This is a genomic window from Mesorhizobium sp. M0522 (genome assembly GCF_040321085.1).
Lineage (GTDB): Bacteria > Pseudomonadota > Alphaproteobacteria > Rhizobiales > Rhizobiaceae > Mesorhizobium.
The window spans coordinates 14,737-36,071 of the sequence record NZ_JAMYQW010000006.1 but is presented as its reverse complement, the minus strand read 5'-3'; the positions used below and the strand labels follow the sequence as shown (position 1 = coordinate 36,071).

Below are 21,335 nucleotides of genomic sequence, written 5' to 3'. Positions count from 1 at the left end.
TCCGAGAACCGGAGCGGAGCGTACTTTGGGTACGTGAGCACCGGAAGCGCAGGAAGCCGCCGTTTGCAGGCCGGCTGAATATCAACATACCCTAAAGCGAGGCGTCGGTCAGCGACCTTTCCAGCCCCGACAAATGGATGCCGCATTCGGTCTTGGCGTGCCCGGCCCAGCGGCCGCTGCGCGCGTCGTCGCCCGGCTGCACCGGCTGCGTGCATGGGAAACAGCCGATCGACAGATAGCCATAGGCGACCAGCGGGTTTTCACGCAGCGCATGTGCGCGCATGTAGCCGGCCTGGTCTGATGTCGTCCAGTGCGCCAGCGGATTGATGCGGATGCGCGAGCCGACCGCCTCGAACACCGGCAGCGCTGCCCGGGTCGCCGCCTGGAAGCGCTTGCGGCCGGTGAACCAGGCGCGGAACGGCTCGACGCCGCGCGCCAGCGGCTCGACCTTGCGCACGTCGCAGCAGGCGTCGGTGTCGGTCTCGTTCAGATTGCCGGTCGGGTCGATCCTTGCCAGCGCCGCATCGTCGGGCCTGATCACCCGGATATCGCTCAGCCCGAAATCGGCGGCCAGCGCGTCACGATAGCCGAGCGTTTCCTCGAAATGCTTGCCGGTGTCGAGAAAGATCACCGGCAGCGTCCGGTCGATCTCGGCGATCATGTGCAGCAGCACCGCCGAATCCGCGCCGAAGGACGAGACGGCGGCGATTTCGCCGTGAAAGAACTCCCGGGCCGACCGCTCGATGATCTCCAGCGGCTTTAGATGGCCGTAGAGCGCGTCGAGACCCGCCGCTTGGGCGGCGATGCCGGCCTCGACGTCGACGATCCGGTCAAGCGGCCTTGGCTTCGCCAGCATAGAGCGCCTCCTTGAACGGCGCGGGACCGACTCGGCGGTAGGCGTCGATGAATCTTTCGTTTCTGTCCAGCCGAAGCCCGAGATAGGTCTCGACGATCTGCTCGATGGCATCGGTGATCTCTTCCGAACTGAAGCCGCGGCCGATGATCTCGCCGACCGAGGTGTTCTCGTCGGCCGAGCCGCCGAGCGTCACCTGGTAGAGCTCGGCGCCTTTCTTCTCGACCCCGAGGATGCCGATATGGCCGACATGGTGATGGCCGCAGGCATTGATGCAGCCGGAAATCTTCAGCTTCAATTCGCCGATCTCGCGCTGGCGCTCCAGTGAGGCGAAGCGCCGCGAGATTTCCTGCGCCACGGGAATGGAACGCGCCGTTGCCAGCGCGCAATAGTCGAGGCCGGGGCAGGAGATGATGTCGCTGATCAGGTTGGAATTGGCCGTCGCCAGCCCGATATCGACAAGCGCGTCATAGACCGCCTTGAGGTCGGCCCGCGCGACATGCGGCAGGATCAGGTTCTGCTCGTGACTGACGCGCAGCTCGTCGAATGAATATTTTTCGGCAATGTCGGCGACCGCTTCCATCTGGCTGTCGGAGGCATCGCCCGGCGTCTCGCCGATGCCCTTGAGCGAGATGGTCACCGCCGCGTAGTCGGGATGGCGATGGGTGACCACATTCTGGTCCAGCCATTCGGAAAAGCTCTTCGAGTCGAGGCGGGCAAGCTTGACCGCCTCATCGCCTTCCGGCCGGTCGACAAGCGCCGGCGGCGCGAAATAGGCGTCGATGGCGCGGATGTCTTCTTCCGGCAGCCTCAGCTCGGCGTCCTTCAACTCCTGCCATTCGGCCTCGACCTGGCGGGTGATCTCCTCGACGCCGGTCTCATGGACCAGGATCTTGATGCGCGCCTTGAACTTGTTGTCGCGACGGCCGTAGAGGTTGTAAACGCGCAGGATCGCCGTGCAGTAGGACAACAGATCCGCTTCGGGCAGGAAGTCGCGGATCTTCTTGGCCACCATTGGCGTGCGGCCCTGGCCGCCGCCGACATAGACGGCGAAACCAAGCTCGCCGGCGGCGTTCTTCTTCAGATGCAGGCCGATGTCGTGCGTCTGGATGGCGGCGCGGTCGCGCTCGGCGCCGGTCACCGCGATCTTGAATTTTCGCGGCAGGAACGAGAATTCCGGATGCACCGACGACCATTGCCGCAGGATTTCGGCATAGGGGCGCGGATCGGCAACCTCGTCGGCGGCTGCGCCGGCGAAGTGGTCGGCAGTGACGTTGCGAATGCAGTTGCCGCTGGTCTGGATCGCGTGCATCTCGACGCTTGCCAGATCAGCCAGGATCGCCGGGATGTCCGACAGCGCCGGCCAGTTGAACTGGATGTTCTGGCGCGTCGTGAAATGCCCATAACCTTTGTCGTATTTGCGGGCAATGTGGCCGAGCATGCGCAGCTGCTTGCTGTTCAGCGTGCCGTAGGGCACCGCGATGCGCAGCATATAGGCATGCAGCTGCAGATAGACTCCGTTCATCAGCCGAAGCGGCCGGAACTGGTCCTCGGTGATCTCGCCGGCAAGGCGCCGCGCGACCTGGTCGCTGAACTCGGCGACGCGGGCCTTGACGAAATCGTGGTCGAACTCATCGTAACGGTACATATTCAGGTCTTTCCGGGCGCGTCCGCCCGTTATTTTCTTCGTTCGAGCATGATCGGGATCATGCTTGGGTCATCTATGCCGCGCGTGCGGCTTGCGGACGGGCCTGCTTGCCCAGGTCGTTGCGGGTGGTCGGGCCGGCGGCACGGATCTTTTCACGCAGCCGGACCGCTTCGACCGTGCCGTTGGCCACGGTCACGTCTATCAGGTTGACGTCGACCACTTCGTTGTTGGCGGAGGCCTTGGCGCCGATCGCCTCCAGCCGGTCCTCGGCCGCTTTGTCATGGGCGATGTCGGCATGGTCGATGGTCTCGGCCCAGCCGCCATTGGCGTACCAGACGGCTATGCCGTCGGCGAGGCGGTTCGCGGTCAGGACTTTCATTGGTTCACTCCTTGCGCGGCAGCACGGGCCACGCTTTCCTGCCTGTGTGCCGCCAGCGGCTCGGACCGTTCGAAATTGGCGCCGGCGACCGCGTCGCCGATGATGGTCATCACCGGGCCGCTGAGGTCGGCGCGCGCCTCCAGCGACGGCAGGTCGGCGAGCGTGCCGTGGAAACGGCGGCGGCTGGCAAGGCTGGCATTCTCGACCACGGCGACGGCCGTATCCGGCGACAGGCCGGCTTCGATCAGCCGGCCGGCGACCTCTGCAGCGACCGAGCGGCCCATATAGACGGCGACCGTCGCGCCGGAAATAGCGAGCTTTGCCCAATCTGGCAGCGAATTTCCCTTGAGGTCATGGCCGGTGGTGAACACCATCGACGACGACACGCCGCGCAGCGTCAGCGGCAGTTCGAAATCGGCGGCGGCGGCGAAGGCCGCGGTGACGCCCGGAACCACTTCGTAGGCGACGCCGGCATCGCGAAGTGCCGCCATCTCCTCGCCGGCCCGGCCGAACACCAGCGGGTCGCCGGACTTCAGCCGCACGACACGCTTGCCGGCGTGGCCAAGCTCGACCAGCAGCGCATTGATCTCGGCCTGGCTCTTGGAATGGCAGCCCTTGCGCTTGCCGACCGGCAGGCGCTCGGCATCGCGGCGGCCCATGGCGACGATCGCCTCCGGCACCAGCGCGTCATGGACGATCACGTCGGCTTCCATCAGCAGGCGATGGGCGCGCAGCGTCAAAAGGTCCTCGGCGCCTGGACCGGCGCCTACAAGCGCGATATGGCCCGATGCCGGTTCTTTCGAAAGCAGCAGGCCGACGGCCGCATCATGCGCCTGCGAAAGCTCGCCGGCCTCGACAGCGCGGGCCGGTGCACCGCCAAAGAAATCGCTCCAGAAGCGGCGGCGGGCATTGCCCTTCGGCAGCAGTCTTTCGGCGGTGTCGCGAAACGATGCGGCGAGAGTTGCGAGCGGACCGAGCGAGGGCGACAGCATGCGGTCGATGCGGCTGCGCAGCATCTGCGCCAGCACCGGGCCGGCACCTTCCGTGCCGATGGCAATGGCGACCGGCGCGCGGTTGACCAGTGCCGGCGTGAAGAAATCGCATAGCTCCGGCCGGTCGACGGCATTGACCGGAATGCCCAGCCGGCGCGCATCCCCGGCAACGCGGCGATCGAGCGCCTCGTCGCCGCTGGCGGCAAACACCATCACCGCACCATTGAGATGTGCTGCATCATAGGCGTCGGCGATGTGGGCGGCCCCCGTCTCGGCGATAAAGGCCAGCAGCTCCGGGCTTGTTTCATCGCTGACGATGCGCAGCACAGCGCTCGACTGCGCGAGCAGCCGCGCCTTGGCCAGCGCTTCCTCTGCGCCGCCGACGATGGCTATGGCTTCGCCCTCGACCCGCATGAAGACGGGAAAGGCATTGAGCTTGGGCGTGGCTTGCGGCATGACGAGCGGAATCCTGGAACCGTTTGTCAGTTCTACGCGGGGGCGCGAAAAACCAGAAGGCACCCACTCGCGCATCGCTTCGTAGCAGGCAATCTCTTTTCTGCAAGCATGAAGGCCAAGAGAAAAATATTCCACATTCAAATGCGGAGCAGATTGAAGCTGCTGCTGCAGCCCTTGATCCGCTGCCTTTCTAGCGGCTGGAGGAGCTAACCACAAAACAGATTTTTCTAAATTCTATCAATTTAGTAGATTAAGCCGCCGGATGCTGACCGAGCGATCGACGGCAGCCCCGCGCTCTCGCCGGCCCTTGTCGGAATACCGGGTCCGAGTACCGGAACATTCCCGCCTCGGCACGCGTTTGCCCTATGGGCCCAGGCCCGGTCATGCCCCTACGGCAAAGGCTTGGCGATGGGCTCGAAAAATCAAAAAAGGAGCGCCCCATGAGCAACGTCAGACTGAAACGCGGACTGTGGATCGTGGTGGCAGATGGCGAAAAGGCGCTGTTCCTCGAGAACCGTGGAGACGTCCAATATCCCGACCTTCAGGTCGTGCACGAGATGGAGCAGGAAAATCCGGCAACCCGAGAACAAGGCACCGACCGCCCCGGCCGCTACAGCGACGGCCCTTCCGTCCACCGCAGTGCGGTCGAAGACACCGACTGGCACCGGCTCGGCAAGGAGCGTTTTGCCGAAGAGATTGCCGACAGGCTCTACAAGCTCGCGCATCGCGGCAGCTTCAAGGAGATCGTGCTGATCGCGCCGCCGCCGGTGCTGGGCGACATGCGCAGGAAACTGCACAAGGAGGTCACCGATAAGATAACGGCCGAAATCCCAAAGACGCTGACCAACCACAGCATACCCGATATCGAGAGCCTGCTGCAGGCGACCTGATCGGGCATCGGCGGCGTGCAACTTTCGTTTCCGTAGCAAGCGCCTGCTTGGAGCAGGCCGCGCCGGGTGGCAACGCTTGCCGGCTCTCCGTCTTTTGCTGCTTTGTCATCGATTTCATGAGGAATGCGGGGTTGTCTCGCGACTGTCGCAGCCTCCATACTGCCACGGCGGCGGCTTTTGGACGGCGCATGTCCGACATCGCGATTCCTGAAGGCGCTCCATAGACAATGCCGCATGACACGCCCCTTATCGCCACCATCGTCGCCGGTCTGGGGCTGGCTTTCGTCTTCGGCGCACTTGCCAACCGTTTTCGCGTGCCGCCGCTGGTAGGCTATCTCATCGCCGGCGTTCTGGTTGGACCGAACACGCCGGGTTTCGTCGCCGATGCCGGCCTCGCCAATGAACTTGCCGAGATCGGCGTCATCCTGCTGATGTTCGGCGTCGGCCTGCATTTCTCGCTGAAGGACCTGTTGTCGGTCCGCGCCATCGCCGTGCCCGGCGCCATTGTGCAGATCGGCTTCGCGACAGCCCTCGGCGCCGGCCTTGCCTGGATGCTCGGCTGGTCGATGGGCGCGGGACTGGTCTTCGGCCTGGCACTTTCCGTGGCCTCGACCGTGGTGCTGTTGCGCGCCCTGCAGGAGCGGCGGCTGATCGAGACCGAGCGCGGCCGCATCGCCGTCGGCTGGCTAATCGTCGAGGATCTGGCGATGGTGCTGGCGCTGGTGCTTTTGCCGGCATTGGCCGGCGTGCTCGGCGGCCAAGAGCAGGTGGAGGTGCACTCCAGCGGTCTGCTGTCGCTGCCGGCGAGCTACGGCGTCTGGGGCGTCGTCGCCGTCACACTGGCCAAGGTCGCGGCCTTTGTCGTGGTCATGCTGGTGGTCGGCCGCCGGCTTATCCCCTGGATCCTGCACTACGTCGCCCATACCGGATCGCGCGAACTGTTCCGGTTGGCGGTGCTTGCGATTGCGCTTGGCGTCGCCTTCGGCGCGGCCAAGCTGTTCGGCGTGTCGCTGGCTCTCGGCGCTTTCTTCGCCGGCATGATCATGAGCGAATCCGAGCTCAGCCACCGGGCGGCCGAGGAATCGCTGCCGCTGCGCGACGCCTTTTCCGTGCTGTTCTTCGTTTCGGTCGGCATGCTGTTCGACCCGTTCAGCGTGATCAGCAATGGCTGGCCGATCCTGGCGACGCTGGCCATCATCGTTGTCGGCAAGTCGCTGGCAGCCTTCGTCATCGTGGTCGTCTTCCGCTATCCGGTCGCAACCGCATTGATGATTTCGGCAAGCCTAGCCCAGATCGGCGAATTCTCGTTCATCCTGGCTGAACTCGGCGTCGGGCTGAAACTGCTGCCCGAACAAGGCCGCGACCTCATCCTCGCCGGCGCCATCCTGTCGATCGTCCTCAATCCGCTGATGTTTCTTGCCGTCGACCGGATGAAGCCCTGGCTGGAAGCACGCGCCGGCAGGACGGCGCCGTCCGGCGAAGCAAGGCCGATCGGCCCGGCGACCGAGCCCGGCCAGGTGGCTTCGGTCGCGGCGCCTGCTAACGAGGATGGCCCGCCGCCCAGGACCAGGCTGACCGGCCACACCATCCTGATCGGCTACGGCCGCGTCGGCAGTCTCGTCGGCACGGCGCTGAAGCAGGCCGCCCTGCCCTTCCTCGTCATCGAGGATGCCGACAAGACGTTGGCGAAGCTCAAGGCCGAAGGCGTCGAAACCGTACCCGGCAACGCGGCGAACGGCGACGTGTTCGCCGCATCCAATCCCGAGGGCGCAAAGCGGCTGATCCTGGCCATTCCCAACGCCTTCGAGGCCGGGCAGGTCGTGCTGCGCGCCCGCGCCGCCAATCCGGCAATCGAAATCATCGCCCGCGCCCATTCCGATGCCGAGGTCGAGCACCTCAAAAACCTTGGAGCCGACACCGTCATCATGGGCGAACGCGAGATCGCCCGCGGCATCGTCGAAGTGGTGACGGCGAGCAGGACGGAGCCGGCTTTGGCTGCCGACACCGCCACGACGGCTACTCTTTCACAATCGTGATTCCTGCATCGATCAGAAATTTTCTGATTTTTTGAATGTCTTCGGGCGGAACATCCCACCGCCATGACACAGGCGACAGTTGCCGCAAGACACCATAGGCGTTGTCTTGAATCCAATTCTGCAACCGCTTGCGGTCGATCCGACGTTCCAAATGCCCCTGGGACAGCAAGTTGAATGGGAACACATCACGGAGATTTACGTCGAGGTGCCGTTCATCACTTCGCGCATGAAAGGTCCGGCCGAAAACAAAGGATTGGGCCCGTAGCTGTTCTGGCGGGCCATAGAACGTTTTGTCGACGGTCGCGAAGCGGGAAGACGTTGAGCCATGCGCAAACGCTCTTGGGCCCCAGAAATATGGCATGGACAATCCTATGCCATAGATCGGCTGAAGCTCTTGAACGAGCAGTTTGATGATTCTTTCGAAGGTTTTTTTCGCGTCTGCGTTAGCAGCTCGATCGATGTGAATCTCGAAGAGCCTGAAACGATCGACAGAGCAACCAATGTCTATGGAAAAATCCGATAGCACATCCGGACTTCTCTTCCACAAGTACCCGACCGACTGCCAATCTTTCTTGGTTATGACGTCGCGTTTCGCAAAGTTTCGGTAGAGATAATCCTTGCCCGTCTTTTCGTCGGTGACCGTGGCGATATCAGGCTCAGAGCCGAGGACCTCGACTATGCGATCCAGTATGTCGCGCGCGCCGGAAATATCTAAACTGGCGGCCCATTCGTAGATAATAAGCGATCCAACCACGTTGGTTTCGGTGAAACGCGCATATCGATCGGTCTGCTCGCTCAAACGTGCTGGCCGCCATTGATGTGGATTTCCGAGCCGGTCACGTAGGACGCCTGCTGCGAGCACAGGAAGAAGATGATGTCGGCGACTTCCGCCGTGGTGCCCAGCCTTCTCAGCGGAATGGTCTCGACGATTTTTTCGGTGCCCGGCGACAGGATCGCGGTGTCGATCTCGCCCGGCGCAATCGCATTGACGCGAATGCCGTGGGGGCCGAAATCATGCGCCATCTCGCGGGTCAGCGAGCCGAGTGCCGCCTTCGACGTCGCATAGGCGGTACCGGCGAAAGGATGCACGCGGGTGCCGGCGATCGAGGTGACGTTGACGATCGAGCCCTTGGCCGACGCCAGCTCCTTGAACAGGCCCCGCGCCAGCATGATCGGGGCGAAGAAATTGACCTGGAAGACGTCGCGCCAGACATGCATCGGCGTGTCGATCGAGTTCATGCGGCTGTTGCCGTCCTTGAGCTTGGGCGAGATGCCGGCATTGTTGACCAGCGCATGCAGCTGGCCGCCATGCGCCTCGAGCCGGTGGCGGATTTCCGAGATGGCGATGCCGACATCCTCCTGGTCGGCGAGATCGACCTTGATGTGGTCTTCCGGTCCGGCCGGCCACGGGCAGTCCTCGGCAAAGGCCTGGCGCGAGCAAGTGATGACGCGCCAGCCTTCGCGTGAAAAGCGCTTGACCGTAGCGTGGCCGATGCCACGGCTGGCGCCGGTCAGCACAATGGTCTTTCTGGTGTCGGTCTCTGCCATTCGCGGTCTCCAAACGGGAGATGTAGCGGAACGCGGCAGCGGTGGCGAGGGGGCCTGTTGTTCAGCCGCCTGTCAGGATGTCCAGGATCGACGTCTGCCGCTTCTTGACCGGGCCGCCGACATTGCCGGGCGGCACCGGGTGCTTGATCGATCCGGTGGTGCCGTCGACGCCCGGCATGGCCAGGCCGCCGGCATCGACCGTCTCGGCAGGACGCACGGGACGCGAAGCCGACTGGGTAGCTGCCGCAGGCGGCGCCGTATCGGACGGTATCTCGTCTGGGACGATGGTGTCGGGCGGCGTCGACTTCCAGGTTCCAGGCAGCGGCCGCACCGGCACGCCCTCATGCGCGGCGACCATGAACTCGTGCCAGGCCTGCGCCGGCAGTGCGCCGCCGGTGACCTTCTTCATCGCGCTGCCGTCATCGTTGCCGAACCAGACGCCGGTGGTCAGATTGGCGGTATAGCCGATGAACCAGGCGTCGCGCGAATTCTGGCTGGTGCCGGTCTTGCCGGCCGCCGGCCAGGCGAACGCCGCCTTCCTGGCCGTGCCGATCTCGACCGTGCCGGTCATCATCGAGTTCATCATACCGACGACATCGGGCTTGACGACCCGCGGCGCACCGCCGCCATTGTTTTCGTAGAGCACCTTGCCGTCGCTCGTCGTGACCCGGCGGATGAAATGGATGTCCGGCTTATAACCGCCATTGGCGAAGGGAACATAGGCCGAGGTCAGTTCCAGCGGCGTCACTTCCGAGGTGCCGAGCGCGATCGATGTGTTGGCCGTCAGCTCGGACTGGATGCCCATGCGGTGCGCCGCCTCGACCACCGCATTCGGCCCGACTTCCATGGTCAGCTGCGCGGCCACCGAGTTCAGCGATTTTGCCAGCGCCGTCGCCAGCGTCACCTTGCCGAAATACTTGCCGCCGTAATTGTCGGGCGTCCAGTTGCCGATCTTGATCGGCGCGTCGTTGCGCACGCTGTCGGGCGTACGGCCGGATTCCAGCGCCGCCATATAGACGAACGGCTTGAACGCCGAGCCCGGCTGCCGGCGCGCTTCCGAGGCGCGGTCGAACTGGCTGGTCGAATAGTCGTAACCGCCGACCATCGCGCGCACCGCGCCGGAATTGTCGATCGACACCAGCGCGCCCTGGCTGACATTGAGTTTTTTGCCGCTCTGGTCGATCAGCCGGCGGATCGATTGCTCGGCGAGTTTCTGCAGCGTCAGGTCGACGGTCGTGTCGACGACGATATCGCGGCGCACATCGCCGATCAGGTCGGGCAGTTCTTCCATGATCGTATCGGCGACGTAGTTTTCCGAGCCGGTCCAGTAGGACGGCGAACGCGTCGCCGGCGCGCTCATCGCCGTGGTCATCTCCTTGGCGCTGATCTTGCCCTCGTCGCGCATCGCGGCGAGCACCAGCTGCGAACGCTGTTCGGCGGCCTTCGGGTCGCGCGCCGGCGACAGCCGCGACGGCGCCTTGAGCAGGCCGGCGAGAAGTGCGGCCTCCGACAGCGTGACGTCGCGGGCGCTCTTGCCGAAATAGCGGCGCGAGGCCGCTTCGACGCCATAGGCGCCGGAGCCGAAATAGACCCGGTTGAGGTACATTTCGAGGATCTGGACCTTCGTATGCTTGTGCTCCAGCCACAGCGCCAAGAGCACTTCCTGCACCTTGCGTTCCAGCGTGCGGTCCGGCGTCAGGAACAGGTTCTTGGCCAGCTGCTGGGTCAGCGTCGAGCCGCCCTGCGAAAAATGCCCGCCCAGCACATTGGTCACCATGGCCCGGGAAAGGCCGATCGGGTCGATGCCGAAATGCGAATAGAAACGGCGGTCTTCGATGGCGATGACGGCCTCGGGAATATAGGGCGACATTTCGTGCAGGCCGACGGCCTCGCCGCCGCTCATGCCGCGATTGCCAAGCAGCTGGCCGTCGACCGAGACGATCTTGATGTTGGGGGCGCGATCGGGAATGGCCCAGGTGGTGGCCGCCGGCATTTTCGCGCCGTAATAGACGACGATGCCGGCAGTGGCGATACCGCCCCAGATGGCCAGCACGAAGCACCAGTAGAACAGCCGGGCAAGCACGCCGAACACGCCGCGCCGGCTTTTGCCGCGCCCGCCGCGCGGGGGCTTGGCCTTGGACGATTTGCGCTTTGCAGCGGCTTTTCGGTTGCTCGGCACGACGCGGTCCTCCTCGCTTACCGAAAAACCGGCCGAGGATCTCGCCCCCGGCGATGCCTCGAAGCTGGGCTCGATGCGGCTGTCTTTCCGGTTCGCCATGCGCTGTGCTGTCTTCCCCATGCCTATGGCGTTGGGGTTGAAGACTAGATGCGGCGGTTTAAAGGCGGGTTAAGTCGGGAAAAATCGAGATAAACTGTATTCAGTCGCTTGCCGAACGGCTGCGGCCCGCGACAGCGCCAAAGCCGGAAATGAAAAACCCGCCTCGGCGGGCGGGTCGTTGGAGCCAATGAGCACCATAGCGAAAATAGTAGCATAGCTGCCGGCACAAAGCAAGAACAAAATATGCTTTGCCTCAGAATAATCACTTCAGTTCGGCGGTTGCGACAACCCTCAGTCGTCGGCATCCGCATCGTCGGAGGCCGGCCGCCAGCTGATTGGCTCGATCTTCCTTTGCGTATGGCCGTCGGTATAGGCCCACCAGCCGGCATCGCTTTCGTCCCAGTCGCCGCCGGCCGCCTTCAGCCGGTCGAGCGAACGGTATTGCGCGATGCTCTCGTTCATCACGCCGTCGCTGTCCTGCCAGTAGACGGTGACCTTGGAACCGTCCCTGGGTGCCGTCTCGATTGGTTTTCGCGCAGCCATTTCAATTCCTCCCGGCCGACGGCGTTAAGGTGCCAGAAGGCCATTAGCTGTGGGCGAAGATGTCCTCTTCATCCCAGCCCATCAGGTCGAGTTTCGCACGCGTCGGCAGGAAGCGGAAGCAGGCATCGGCCTCCCTGGTCCGGTTGTCGCGCGCCAGCCGCGCGCTGAGCACGTCGCGCAGCCGGTGCAAATAGAGCACGTCGGAGGCGGCATATTCGAGTTGCTCGGGCGACAGCGTCTCGGCGGCCCAGTCCGATGATTGCTGCGCCTTCGATAGGCCGACGCCGAGAAGCTCGAAGCAGATGTCCTTCAGCCCGTGCCGGTCGGTGTAGGTGCGCGTCAGCCGCGACGCGATCTTGGTGCAGAACACCGGCTCCGGCATGACGCCGAGGGCATTGTAGAGCACGGCAAGGTCGAAGCGGCCGTAGTGGAAGAGCTTGGTGATGCTGCGGTTCTTGAGCAGGCTGACGAGGTTCGGCGCCTTCTTCTGGCCGGGCGCGATCTGGATGACGTCGGCCGAGCCGTCGCCAGGCGAGATCTGCACGACGCAGAGCCGGTCGCGATGCGGGTTCAGCCCCAGCGTCTCGGTGTCGATGGCGACCGCCCCGACATCGTAATGCAGCAGGCCGGGCAGATCGTTTTTGTGGAAACGTATGTCGCTCATCGTCTTCTCCGGTCGCGGCCCCGTGCAGCGATGCGCGACAGACCATGCCCGTCCTTGCCGCGATCCGGCGAAAAATCAACAAAAACTTGAGTCTGGCGCAATTTCAGCGTGTCAGCGCCTCGAGAATGCGCGCCCAGGAGCGCTGGCCCTTGTGGAAGGAGCTCATCTCGTACTTCTCGTTCGGCGAGTGGATGCGGTCGTCGTCGAGGCCGAAACCGACCAGCAGCGATTCCATGCCGAGATAGGTCTGGAAATCGCCAACCACCGGGATCGAGCCGCCGCTGCCGGTCACCACCGCCGGCTTCGGCCATTCGTCGGATAGTGCTTGCTTGGCCTTGGCGAGGAAGGGCGAGTCGTAGGACAGCTGGATCGCCGGCGAGCCGCCATGCGGGTGGAATTCGACCGAGCAGTCGGCCGGAACGCGCTGCCTGACGAATGCCTGGAAGGCGGCGCGGATTTTTTCCGGATCCTGTTTGTGGACCAGGCGGAAGGAGACTTTTGCCGAGGCTTGCGCGGCGATCACCGTCTTGAAGCCCTTGCCGGTATAGCCGCCGATAATGCCGTTGAACTCGGCCGTCGGTCGCGCCCAGGTCAGTTCGAGCACCGAGCGGGCCTTCTCGCCGGACGGGATCGACAGGCCAATCGGGCCGAGGAAGGTCTCGGCCGTCTCGCCGAGCGACAGCCACGACTGCAATATCTGCGAGGGCGTTTCCTCGACGCCGTCATAAAAACCTGGAATGGTGACGTGACCATCCGCATCGTGGATGTCGGCCAGGATTTTTGCCAGGATGCGGATCGGATTGGCGGCCGCACCGCCATAGAGCCCGGAATGCAGATCGCGGTCGGCGGCCGTCACCGTGATCTCCTCGCCGACTAGCCCGCGCAGCGAGACGCAGATCGACGGCGTATCGCGGTCCCACATGCCGGTGTCGCAGACCAGCGCGAAATCGGCCTTGAGCTCGTCAGCATTCGCCTCGAGAAACGGCTTCAGCGACGGCGATCCGGACTCCTCCTCGCCCTCGAACAGGATCGTGATTCGGCACGGCAATCCGCCATGCACCTGCTTCCAGGCGCGGCAGGCCTCGACGAAGGTCATCAGCGGCCCCTTGTCGTCGGCCGCGCCGCGGCCGGTGATCACTTTGTGGCCGGGCTCGATCTCCTTGACCGCCGGCGCGAACGGGTCGCTTTCCCACAGTTCGATCGGATCGACCGGCTGGACGTCGTAATGGCCGTAAAACAGCAGATGCGGCGCGCCCGCCGGCCCGTCGTGATGCGCGACCACCATCGGATGCCCCGGCGTGTCGCGCACGCTGGCGTCGAAGCCGATCAGCTTGAGCTCGGCGACCAGCCATTCGGCTGCCTTGCGGCAGTCGGCGGCGTAGTCCGGATCGGTGGAGATCGACTTGATGCCGAGCAGGCCGAACAGACGTTCGAGGCTCTGGTCGAAGTTCTTGTCGAGGCGGTCGAGGACGGGGGAAACTGCTGACATCTGGCGGGGCCTTTCGATTCTGGCGGCGAATCTAGAGCCCATACGGCGAAACGGAAAGCCCGCGACCGTTAGGCCACAAGGCAGGATCTTGTCGAAAGGCAAAAAATGCCGCCGTGGTGGAGGGGGAACCACGGCGGCCTTACTCGAAACGATGCGGCAGCCCGGAGAGGGGGGATAGGCTGCCGCAAGTGTCCGGGATAGGCGGGGGACGGGCCTTGCTCCGGACTTCGGCGAAAACTGCCGATGGCGTTTATCTGTGTCTGCGAACGTGGCGATTCAAGGGCACAAAAATTACACTTTTGTAACATAGGCGTGAGCGAACAAAGCTCCGGCCAGGCCGGCAGGGCCGGCCAAGCTCGCACGCCATTTGTCAGGGTGTTGCCGGAACCCTTGGCGCAAGCCGCCTTTGGCATGGACCGCGGCGCTGCGCCGCGCTATCCCTCGTGCCATGAAAAAAGGCGATCATCTCTTCCTTGTCGACGGCTCCGGCTACATCTTCCGTGCCTATCACGCGCTGCCGCCGCTGTCCCGCAAGTCCGACGGGCTGCCGACCAGTGCCGTGCTCGGCTTCTGCAACATGGTCTGGAAGCTGACGCAGGACGCCCGCAACACCGATGTCGGCATCGTGCCGACGCATTTCGCCGTGATTTTCGACTATTCGTCGAAGACCTTCCGCAACGACCTCTACCCCGAATACAAGGCCAACCGCTCGGCGCCGCCGGAAGATTTGATCCCGCAATTCGGCCTGATCCGCCAGGCGACCAGGGCCTTCAACCTGCCATGCCTTGAGACGGAAGGCTACGAGGCCGACGATTTGATCGCCACCTATTGCCGGCTTGCCTGCGAAGCCGGCGCCGACACCACCATCATCTCTTCCGACAAGGATCTGATGCAACTGGTCGGCCCAACGGTTGCCATGTACGACCCGATGAAGGACCGCCAGATCGGCGTTCCCGAGGTGATCGAGAAATGGGGCGTGCCGCCACAGAAAATGATCGACCTGCAGGCGCTGACCGGCGATTCGGTCGACAATGTGCCGGGCGTGCCCGGCATCGGGCCGAAGACGGCGGCGCAATTGCTCGAACAGTTCGGCGACCTCGACACGCTGCTCGCCCGCGCCGGCGAGATCAAGCAGGACAAGCGGCGCGAATCAATCATCGCCAATGCCGACAAGGCGCGCATCTCGCGTGATCTGGTGACGCTGAAGAACGACGTGCCGGTGACCGAAGGGCTCGACGAGTTCGTGTTGCACGCGCCGGACGGCCCCAGGCTGATCGGCTTTCTCAAGACCATGGAATTCTCGACGCTGACCCGCCGCGTGGCCGAAGCGACCGGAACCGAGGCCGGCGACGTTCCAGCCACCCCCGTCACCATAGAGCGTGCCGATACCGCGCATGGCCCCGATATGGGTTTTGGCGCGCCCGCGGCCGCCGAGAGCGCACCGCCGTCGGACGAAGCGGCACTCGAAGCCCCGGCCGCAGCCAAGCAAGGCGACACCCCATCCCTGCTTTCGGCGCTTCGCCTAGAGGCTGCCACCGCCCGCAAGATCGATACCAGCGCCTACGCCTGCATCCGCGACGCCGCGACGCTGAAGGCCTGGATCGCCGAGGCGATGGAGAGAGGCATCGTCGCCTTCGACGTTAAGGCCTCCTCGCCCGATCCGATGCGGGCCGAACTGATCGGCCTTGCCATGGCCGTCGCGCCCGGCCACGCCGCCTATGTGCCGCTTGCCCACAAAAACGGCAATGGCGACCTGCTCGGCGGCGGCGCGGTCGAAAACCAGATCCCGATCCGCGACGCGCTGGCGTTGCTCAAGCCGCTGCTCGAGGACAAATCCGTCCTCAAGATCGTGCACGACATGAAATACCGCCTTGTCGTCATGAGCCGTCACGGCATCGAGGTCGGCCCCTATGACGACACCATGCTGATCTCCTACGTGCTTGAGGCCGGCACTCATGGTGGCCATGGCCTGGAGGCGCTGGCCGATAAATGGCTCGGCCACGCGACCATTCCGCTGAAGGAACTGGCCGGTTCGGGAAGAAGCTTCGTCGGCCTCGATCAGGCCGACCTCGGCAAGGCGACGGCTTACGGGGCCGAGCACGCCGACGTCGCGCTCAGGCTCTGGCAGGTGCTGAAGCCACGGCTTGCCGCCAAGGGCCTGGTCTCGGTCTATGAACGGCTGGAACGGCCGCTGGTGCCGGTCCTGGCACGGATGGAGCAGCGCGGCATCTCCGTCGACCGGCAGATCCTGTCGCGGCTCTCCGGAGAACTGGCACAGGGTGCCGCACGGCTCGAGGACGAGATCTACCAGCTGGTCGGCGAACGCATCAACATCGGCTCGCCAAAACAGCTCGGCGACATCCTGTTCGGCAGGATGGGTCTGCCCGGCGGTTCAAAAACCAAGACCGGCCAGTGGTCGACCTCGGCGCAGCTTCTCGAAGACCTCGCCGCCGAAGGCCACGAATTGCCGCGTAAGATCGTCGACTGGCGCCAGCTGACCAAGCTGAAATCGACCTATACCGATGCGCTGCCCGGCTTCATCCATCCCGACACCAAGCGCGTCCACACCTCCTACGCGCTTGCCGCGACGACGACCGGACGGCTGTCGTCCTCGGATCCCAATCTGCAGAACATTCCGGTACGCACCGTGGAGGGGCGAAAGATCAGGACGGCCTTCATTGCCGACAAGGGCAACAAGCTGGTTTCCGCCGACTACAGCCAGATCGAATTGCGCGTGCTCGCCCACGTCGCCGAAATCCCGCAGCTCAAGCAGGCCTTCGCCGACGGCGCCGACATCCACGCCATCACCGCGTCTGAAATGTTCAACGTGCCGGTCGAGGGCATGCCTTCGGAAGTGCGCCGCCGTGCCAAGGCGATCAATTTCGGCATCATCTACGGCATTTCGGCCTTTGGCCTCGCCAACCAGCTGTCGATCGCGCGCGAGGAAGCCGGCGACTACATCAAGAAATATTTCGAGCGCTTCCCCGGCATCCGCGACTATATCGATGCGACCAAGGCCTATGCCCGCGAGCACGGCTTCGTCGAGACCATTTTCGGCCGCCGCATCCACTATCCGGAAATCAGATCGTCAAATCCTTCGGTCCGTGCCTTCAACGAGCGCGCCTCGATCAACGCCCGCCTGCAGGGCACCGCGGCCGACATCATCCGCCGCGCCATGATCCGTATGGACGAGGCGCTGGAAAAAGCCAGGCTTTCTGCCCGCATGCTGCTGCAGGTGCATGACGAGCTGGTCTTCGAGACCGTCGAAGCCGAGGTCGAGGCGACGATCCCGGTCGTCTGCCACGTCATGGAGAACGCCGCCATGCCGGCGGTGTCGATGTCGGTGCCGCTGCACGTCGACGCCCGCGCCGCCAACAACTGGGAAGAGGCGCATTAGGGCGGGGACGGATATCGACTTCCTGTTGAGGAGCCCCAATATTCTGATGTGGCCTACCTTCATCAGCCTACGCGCCCGTTGAGCCATCTTTTCTCAAGGTTCACGAAAAGCAGCGGTGTGGTATACTGCCCCCATGATCACGAAGACACTCGAGAACCTGGTAAAGCACGCGGAAGCTTGGCCTCGCGAAGACCAGGAGGAGCTTGCCGACTATGCCCGCGTCATCGAGGCGCGCCGAACCGGAGTGTATGCCACGTCGGAATCAGAGCGCAGCGCCATCACAACGGGACTCGCAGAAGCCGACCACGGCACTTTCGTAGATGAGGATACGGTTCGCGCGGCAGACACCCGCCGCAGACTATGAAGGTCCGATTTACGCGGCAGGCCTTTGCCGAACGCGAGGCGATTTTCAACTACCTCGACGAGCGGGCGCCCCAGGGCGCCCTTTCAGTTGTTTCTCGGATCCAAGCTGGGATTTCGCGACTTGCCGAATTTCCAGAAAGTGGCCACGCGACCGATATTCCTGGCGTTCGCGTTCTCTTCATAGGTCGCTACCCCTACAAGGTTTTCTATCGTGCCCGTTCCGATGCAATCGAAATCCTGCACATCCGGCATACCTCAAAGAAGCCGGTTGGCTAGGCCGTAAACTAGGTGGAAAGCGGACTTGGGATTTGTGGAAAGCACTCATGGCGTATGTCATGCTAGAACCGCAGTCATCAAGAATGGTTCATGCATGAATTGGGAACAGATAGCATCGGATTTCGCTTGGGACGGCTCATGGCGAGACATCTACGTTCTGAACACGTCTGAGGCAGATTGGCAGGGCGTCTGGAACATCCTCCTGGAATGGACCCCGCCTGCTAGTTTCAGTGTCTCCGGCAAGATCGAGTCGATGCCATTGGGCGTCGAAGCGGCCCTGGAAAGCGAAACAGGCAGCTTACTGTCTTTTTACGTCGGGCCAATTCAGCTTGCATGTCACTTCTTCACCGTTATCGAAATTGAGTTCGACTTCGATCCAAGGCAAGTCAGCGGAAAAACCGAGGTTGAGCACCTTGACCGCTTTATGCGATTGCTCGGTGACGCTACTGGGAAGCAGATAATTCTCACGCAGGAAAATGATCAACAGGCTATCATCGCACGCTACTCTCCCGATCTTGAGAGGGTAGTTTGGACTGCACTTTCATAGCCGAATGTCTGCAACGGGTCGTTTGTTGACTGGCGGCTTCCGCCTCATGGAGGCTATCGCCAAACCATAGGAACCATCGTGAGCCCACCAGCGAGGCGTGAATACTGCCCCGCCGCCTTCGAAGTGTTGCCTTCGGGCTTGCTAAGCCGCTTCAGCCAAACACTTCGCACATGTCCCACGAAACTCGATCACCGCCTTCTTGGCGGCGAAGCCGGTCGAACGCACCCATTCGTCGAGCCGGTGTCCGACATCGTGGTCGGAGAACTCGGTCACCTGGCCGCAGGTGTCGCAGATGGCAAACGCCGTCATCGAATGGCTGTGGTCGTGCGGCTCGGCACAGGCGACGAAGGAATTGAGGCTTTCGAGCCTGTGCACGAAGCCGGATTTCACCAGCGTGTCGAGCGCCCGGTAGACCTGCAGCGGCGCGCGAAAACCGCGCTCGCGCAGTTGGTCGAGCAACGTATAGGCGCTGAGCGGGCCGCTGGCGGCCTCGAGCTTCTCGAGAACGCAAAGCTGGTTCTTCGTCAGTACATCCCTTGCCGCCATGATCCTGTTCCAAGCCGCTCCGTGCCGATCGCTGCCATTTCGCAAGCAGTCGGACCTCTTCCACTGAGATAGCGACGAACTGCCATTTTTGCTACTGTTTCTATTCGCAGCCGGTGGTCGGCTGGCCGGCGGCGCCATATTCAAAATACTGACAAAATCCTCGGCCAGGCTGGCCGTGCTTGGAAATTCGATCGGGCTTGGGGAAGCAATCATGATCAAAGTGACGCGGCGGACGCTGCTTGCCGGCACGTCCGCGCTGGCCGCTGCCGGCCTGGTGCCGTTTCGGGCATTCGCAGCGGCGCGCACCTACCATGCGCTGCTTGTTGCCTGCACCGATTACCCGAACCTGCCGAAGAAAAACTGGCTGATCGGACCGAAAAACGATGCCGGCTTGGTGCGCGATTACCTCCTGGGGAACACGCCCGCGCCGGTAAAATTCCTGGCCGAAAACGTCACGCTGCTCGCCAAGGATGTCGAAGGCGCCAACGGACCGCCGACACATGCGGCGATCAAGGCGGCGTTGGCCGATCTTGCCGCCAAGGTCCAGCGCGACGATTTCGTCTACCTGCATTTGTCCGGTCACGGCGCGCAGCAGCCGGCAGCGAACAAGGGCGACGAGACGGACGGCCTCGACGAGATTTTCTTGCCGTCCGACATCGACAAATGGGTGAACCGCGAAAAGGGCGTGCCCAATGCGCTGGTCGACAACGAGATCGGCACCGCGCTCGACGCTATTCGCGACAAGGGCGCCTTTATCTGGGCCGTGTTCGACTGCTGCCATTCCGGCACTGCGACGCGCGCCGCCGAGGTCGACGACGAGTTGGAACGCAAGGTCGAGTTCGCCGATCTGGTCGGCGGCGACGACGCTGCCAGGGCGGCTGCGGTGAAAGCCTGTGACGAGATTGCGTCGGCCGCGCCGCGCGGCTTTGACGAGGACGGGCAGCGCAAGCCGGCCTTCAAGCTGACGCCGACCGGCGCCGAGCCGACCACCAAGGGCAAATTGGTCGCCTTCTACGCGGCGCAGACGGTGGAGACGACGCCCGAGATGCCGCTGCCCAAGGGCACGGCCGATGCACCGCGTTTCGGGCTGTTCACCTTCACCATCCTGTCGAAACTGGCCGAGAACCCCAACATCACCTACCGCCAGCTCGGCCAGGCCGTGCTGCAGCAATATTCGGCGGACGGCCGCACCCGGCCGACGCCGCTGTTCGAAGGGGAACTCGACGCCCGCGTCTTCGGCACCGACAAGACCGACGCGGTCATGCAATGGCCGATCGTCATCGAGAACGACAAAGCCACGATCGGCGCCGGACTGCTGCATCGCCTCACCCCGGGCAGCAGGCTCGCAATATTGCCGTCGGCGCTGTCGCCGCTGTCCGAGGCGCTTGGCTATCTCCAGGTGCAGTCGGCGAAAAACCTGGAAAGCCGGGTCAAGCCGGTCGAGTTCGGCGGCAAGCCGGCGCTCAAGCTGGCCGACATCCCCGCCAATGCCTATGCGCGGCTGGCCGAGCTCGCCGTCGACTACAAGCTCGTGGTCGCGCGGCCGGCAGCGGCCAAAGGCCTCGAGAAAGAGGCCGCGCTGGCGAACTCGGTTCTCGACGAACTGGCGGCCAGGGAGAGCTCAGGGTTCCACATCGCGCTGGTCGAGCCGGGCAGGAGCGCAGATCTGCGTCTCGCAGTGCTGCGCGAGAACGCCATTGCCGGCGCCGCAGAAGATGCCACCGACGCGCCGGCGCTGTGGTTCCTGCCGGCTTCGGGCGACATGACGCTCAAGGGCGGCAGCAAGCCGCCGTTGATCGTCATTCATCCGGACGGCCGCGAAAAATTGATCGAGGCCGCCGCAGGGAATCTGACGAAAATCTTCCGCGCCATCGGACTGTCGAGGCTGGCCGCCGCTTCCGATTATCGGCCGGAAGAGGTCAGCGTCGAGTTCCGGATCAAGCGTTTTGACAGCGACACGCTGCAGCCGATCGAACCGTCGACGGTGCCGCGTGTTTCGCCCGACGATCAGGTCCACGTGCTGGCCAGGAACGGTTCGACCAACCTGGTCGACATCAACGTGCTCTATGTCGGCTCCGACTATTCCATCCAGCATTTTCTTGCCGAGCGCCTGACCGAAGGCGCCGTGCTCGAGGAAGGCCTGTTCAAATTCACCGACACCAGCTTCGGCATGGAGCGGATGATCGCCGTCTTGACCGAGGCGCCGCCGCAGAGCGAGAAGCAGGATCTGAGTTTCCTGGCGCAAGAGGGGGTTGTCTCGGTAACGCGCGGACTGGGACAGCCAAGCTTCGCCGACATGCTGGCCGATATCGGCATGGCGCCGGCGACGCGGTCGGCCATGCGGCTGACCGACGACAAGGGGTCGAAGGGCGCCGTGATGATCTTCCCGATGGAGACGGTGCCGCGCGCGTGAGGCGGGGTCAGGTGCCC

General features: G+C 63.6%; 17 protein-coding genes. 6 read left to right on the top strand and 11 right to left on the bottom strand.

From position 1 onward, the window contains the following. Positions 1–91 precede the first annotated feature (91 nt). The 4 genes from NKI58_RS09730 to cysG form a co-directional block, all read right to left on the bottom strand. Entirely contained in the window at positions 92–856 is a 765-nt protein-coding gene (locus NKI58_RS09730; protein WP_352453968.1) for a phosphoadenylyl-sulfate reductase, read from the bottom strand. Beyond that, positions 831–2,501, bottom strand: coding sequence for a nitrite/sulfite reductase (locus NKI58_RS09725; RefSeq protein WP_023675244.1), 1,671 nt, complete (start codon positions 2,499–2,501; stop codon positions 831–833). The genes NKI58_RS09730 and NKI58_RS09725 overlap by 26 nt, the downstream gene beginning before the upstream one ends. Positions 2,502–2,574: 73 nt before the next feature. After that, positions 2,575–2,880, bottom strand: a complete 306-nt coding sequence (locus NKI58_RS09720) for a DUF2849 domain-containing protein (RefSeq protein ID WP_352453967.1) — start codon at positions 2,878–2,880, stop codon at positions 2,575–2,577. Next, a complete protein-coding gene (gene cysG, locus NKI58_RS09715; RefSeq protein WP_352785496.1) occupies positions 2,877–4,328 on the bottom strand; it encodes a siroheme synthase CysG in 1,452 nt (483 codons plus the stop codon). The genes NKI58_RS09720 and cysG overlap by 4 nt, the downstream gene beginning before the upstream one ends. A gap of 440 nt (positions 4,329–4,768) precedes the next feature. Between cysG and NKI58_RS09710 the strand changes: the two genes are divergently transcribed. Beyond that, positions 4,769–5,218, top strand: a complete 450-nt coding sequence (locus NKI58_RS09710; RefSeq protein ID WP_352448343.1) for a baeRF12 domain-containing protein — start codon at positions 4,769–4,771, stop codon at positions 5,216–5,218. Between the two features lie 227 nt (positions 5,219–5,445). Beyond that, positions 5,446–7,254 (top strand): cation:proton antiporter domain-containing protein, encoded by a 1,809-nt coding sequence (locus tag NKI58_RS09705; RefSeq protein ID WP_352785493.1) that lies wholly within the window; start codon positions 5,446–5,448, stop codon positions 7,252–7,254. Here NKI58_RS09705 and NKI58_RS09700 read toward each other — a convergent pair. The 6 genes from NKI58_RS09700 to NKI58_RS09675 all read right to left on the bottom strand — a co-directional run bounded on the left by NKI58_RS09700 (position 7,235) and on the right by NKI58_RS09675 (position 13,776). Next, positions 7,235–8,053, bottom strand: a complete 819-nt coding sequence (locus tag NKI58_RS09700) for a hypothetical protein (protein ID WP_352448345.1) — start codon at positions 8,051–8,053, stop codon at positions 7,235–7,237. The two genes, NKI58_RS09705 and NKI58_RS09700, sit on opposite strands and share 20 nt — an antisense overlap. Continuing rightward, complete coding sequence (locus NKI58_RS09695; RefSeq protein WP_023675240.1) at positions 8,050–8,802, bottom strand: SDR family NAD(P)-dependent oxidoreductase; 753 nt, start codon at positions 8,800–8,802, stop codon at positions 8,050–8,052. The genes NKI58_RS09700 and NKI58_RS09695 overlap by 4 nt, the downstream gene beginning before the upstream one ends. Before the next feature lie 61 nt (positions 8,803–8,863). Further along, entirely contained in the window at positions 8,864–11,080 is a 2,217-nt protein-coding gene (locus NKI58_RS09690) for a transglycosylase domain-containing protein (RefSeq protein WP_352785490.1), read from the bottom strand. 291 nt (positions 11,081–11,371) lie between these two features. Continuing rightward, positions 11,372–11,623 (bottom strand): hypothetical protein, encoded by a 252-nt coding sequence (locus tag NKI58_RS09685; RefSeq protein WP_352568247.1) that lies wholly within the window; start codon positions 11,621–11,623, stop codon positions 11,372–11,374. A 43-nt stretch (positions 11,624–11,666) separates the two neighbouring features. Beyond that, positions 11,667–12,287 carry a ribonuclease D gene (locus NKI58_RS09680; protein ID WP_352785487.1) on the bottom strand — a complete coding sequence of 207 codons (621 nt, stop codon included), beginning with the start codon at positions 12,285–12,287 and terminating at the stop codon, positions 11,667–11,669. A gap of 103 nt (positions 12,288–12,390) precedes the next feature. Beyond that, entirely contained in the window at positions 12,391–13,776 is a 1,386-nt protein-coding gene (locus tag NKI58_RS09675) for a M20/M25/M40 family metallo-hydrolase (protein WP_352853143.1), read from the bottom strand. Positions 13,777–14,224: 448 nt separating this feature from the next. Here NKI58_RS09675 and polA point away from each other — a divergent pair, with 448 nt between their 5' ends. The 3 genes from polA to NKI58_RS09660 all read left to right on the top strand — a co-directional run bounded on the left by polA (position 14,225) and on the right by NKI58_RS09660 (position 18,359). Then, positions 14,225–17,173: a DNA polymerase I gene (gene polA, locus NKI58_RS09670; RefSeq protein WP_352785482.1), complete on the top strand. Its 2,949-nt coding sequence runs from the start codon at positions 14,225–14,227 to the stop codon at positions 17,171–17,173. Between the two features lie 360 nt (positions 17,174–17,533). Next, entirely contained in the window at positions 17,534–17,812 is a 279-nt protein-coding gene (locus NKI58_RS09665) for a type II toxin-antitoxin system RelE/ParE family toxin (protein WP_352577441.1), read from the top strand. Positions 17,813–17,906: 94 nt separating this feature from the next. Further along, on the top strand, positions 17,907–18,359 hold the full coding sequence (locus NKI58_RS09660; protein ID WP_352568251.1) for a hypothetical protein: 453 nt from the start codon (positions 17,907–17,909) through the stop codon (positions 18,357–18,359). A gap of 141 nt (positions 18,360–18,500) precedes the next feature. Here the strand turns inward: NKI58_RS09660 and NKI58_RS09655 are convergent, their stop codons facing one another. Further along, positions 18,501–18,905: a Fur family transcriptional regulator gene (locus NKI58_RS09655; RefSeq protein WP_023675234.1), complete on the bottom strand. Its 405-nt coding sequence runs from the start codon at positions 18,903–18,905 to the stop codon at positions 18,501–18,503. A gap of 211 nt (positions 18,906–19,116) precedes the next feature. On the opposite strand from NKI58_RS09655, the gene NKI58_RS09650 reads away from it, so the two are divergent. Further along, entirely contained in the window at positions 19,117–21,318 is a 2,202-nt protein-coding gene (locus NKI58_RS09650; RefSeq protein WP_352785478.1) for a caspase family protein, read from the top strand. Positions 21,319–21,335 lie beyond the last annotated feature (17 nt).

Bases quoted from the DNA above. Each gene is read 5' to 3' on its own strand.
- NKI58_RS09730 (WP_352453968.1), bottom strand. From the start codon at position 856: ATGCTGGCGAAGCCAAGGCCGCTTGACCGGATCGTCGACGTCGAGGCC.
- NKI58_RS09725 (WP_023675244.1), bottom strand. From the start codon at position 2,501: ATGTACCGTTACGATGAGTTCGACCACGATTTCGTCAAGGCCCGCGTC.
- NKI58_RS09720 (WP_352453967.1), bottom strand. From the start codon at position 2,880: ATGAAAGTCCTGACCGCGAACCGCCTCGCCGACGGCATAGCCGTCTGG.
- cysG (WP_352785496.1), bottom strand. From the start codon at position 4,328: ATGCCGCAAGCCACGCCCAAGCTCAATGCCTTTCCCGTCTTCATGCGG.
- NKI58_RS09710 (WP_352448343.1), top strand. From the start codon at position 4,769: ATGAGCAACGTCAGACTGAAACGCGGACTGTGGATCGTGGTGGCAGAT.
- NKI58_RS09705 (WP_352785493.1), top strand. From the start codon at position 5,446: ATGCCGCATGACACGCCCCTTATCGCCACCATCGTCGCCGGTCTGGGG.
- NKI58_RS09695 (WP_023675240.1), bottom strand. From the start codon at position 8,802: ATGGCAGAGACCGACACCAGAAAGACCATTGTGCTGACCGGCGCCAGC.
- NKI58_RS09690 (WP_352785490.1), bottom strand. From the start codon at position 11,080: ATGGCGAACCGGAAAGACAGCCGCATCGAGCCCAGCTTCGAGGCATCG.
- NKI58_RS09685 (WP_352568247.1), bottom strand. From the start codon at position 11,623: ATGGCTGCGCGAAAACCAATCGAGACGGCACCCAGGGACGGTTCCAAG.
- NKI58_RS09680 (WP_352785487.1), bottom strand. From the start codon at position 12,287: ATGAGCGACATACGTTTCCACAAAAACGATCTGCCCGGCCTGCTGCAT.
- NKI58_RS09675 (WP_352853143.1), bottom strand. From the start codon at position 13,776: ATGTCAGCAGTTTCCCCCGTCCTCGACCGCCTCGACAAGAACTTCGAC.
- polA (WP_352785482.1), top strand. From the start codon at position 14,225: ATGAAAAAAGGCGATCATCTCTTCCTTGTCGACGGCTCCGGCTACATC.
- NKI58_RS09665 (WP_352577441.1), top strand. From the start codon at position 17,534: ATGAAGGTCCGATTTACGCGGCAGGCCTTTGCCGAACGCGAGGCGATT.
- NKI58_RS09660 (WP_352568251.1), top strand. From the start codon at position 17,907: ATGAATTGGGAACAGATAGCATCGGATTTCGCTTGGGACGGCTCATGG.
- NKI58_RS09655 (WP_023675234.1), bottom strand. From the start codon at position 18,905: ATGGCGGCAAGGGATGTACTGACGAAGAACCAGCTTTGCGTTCTCGAG.
- NKI58_RS09650 (WP_352785478.1), top strand. From the start codon at position 19,117: ATGATCAAAGTGACGCGGCGGACGCTGCTTGCCGGCACGTCCGCGCTG.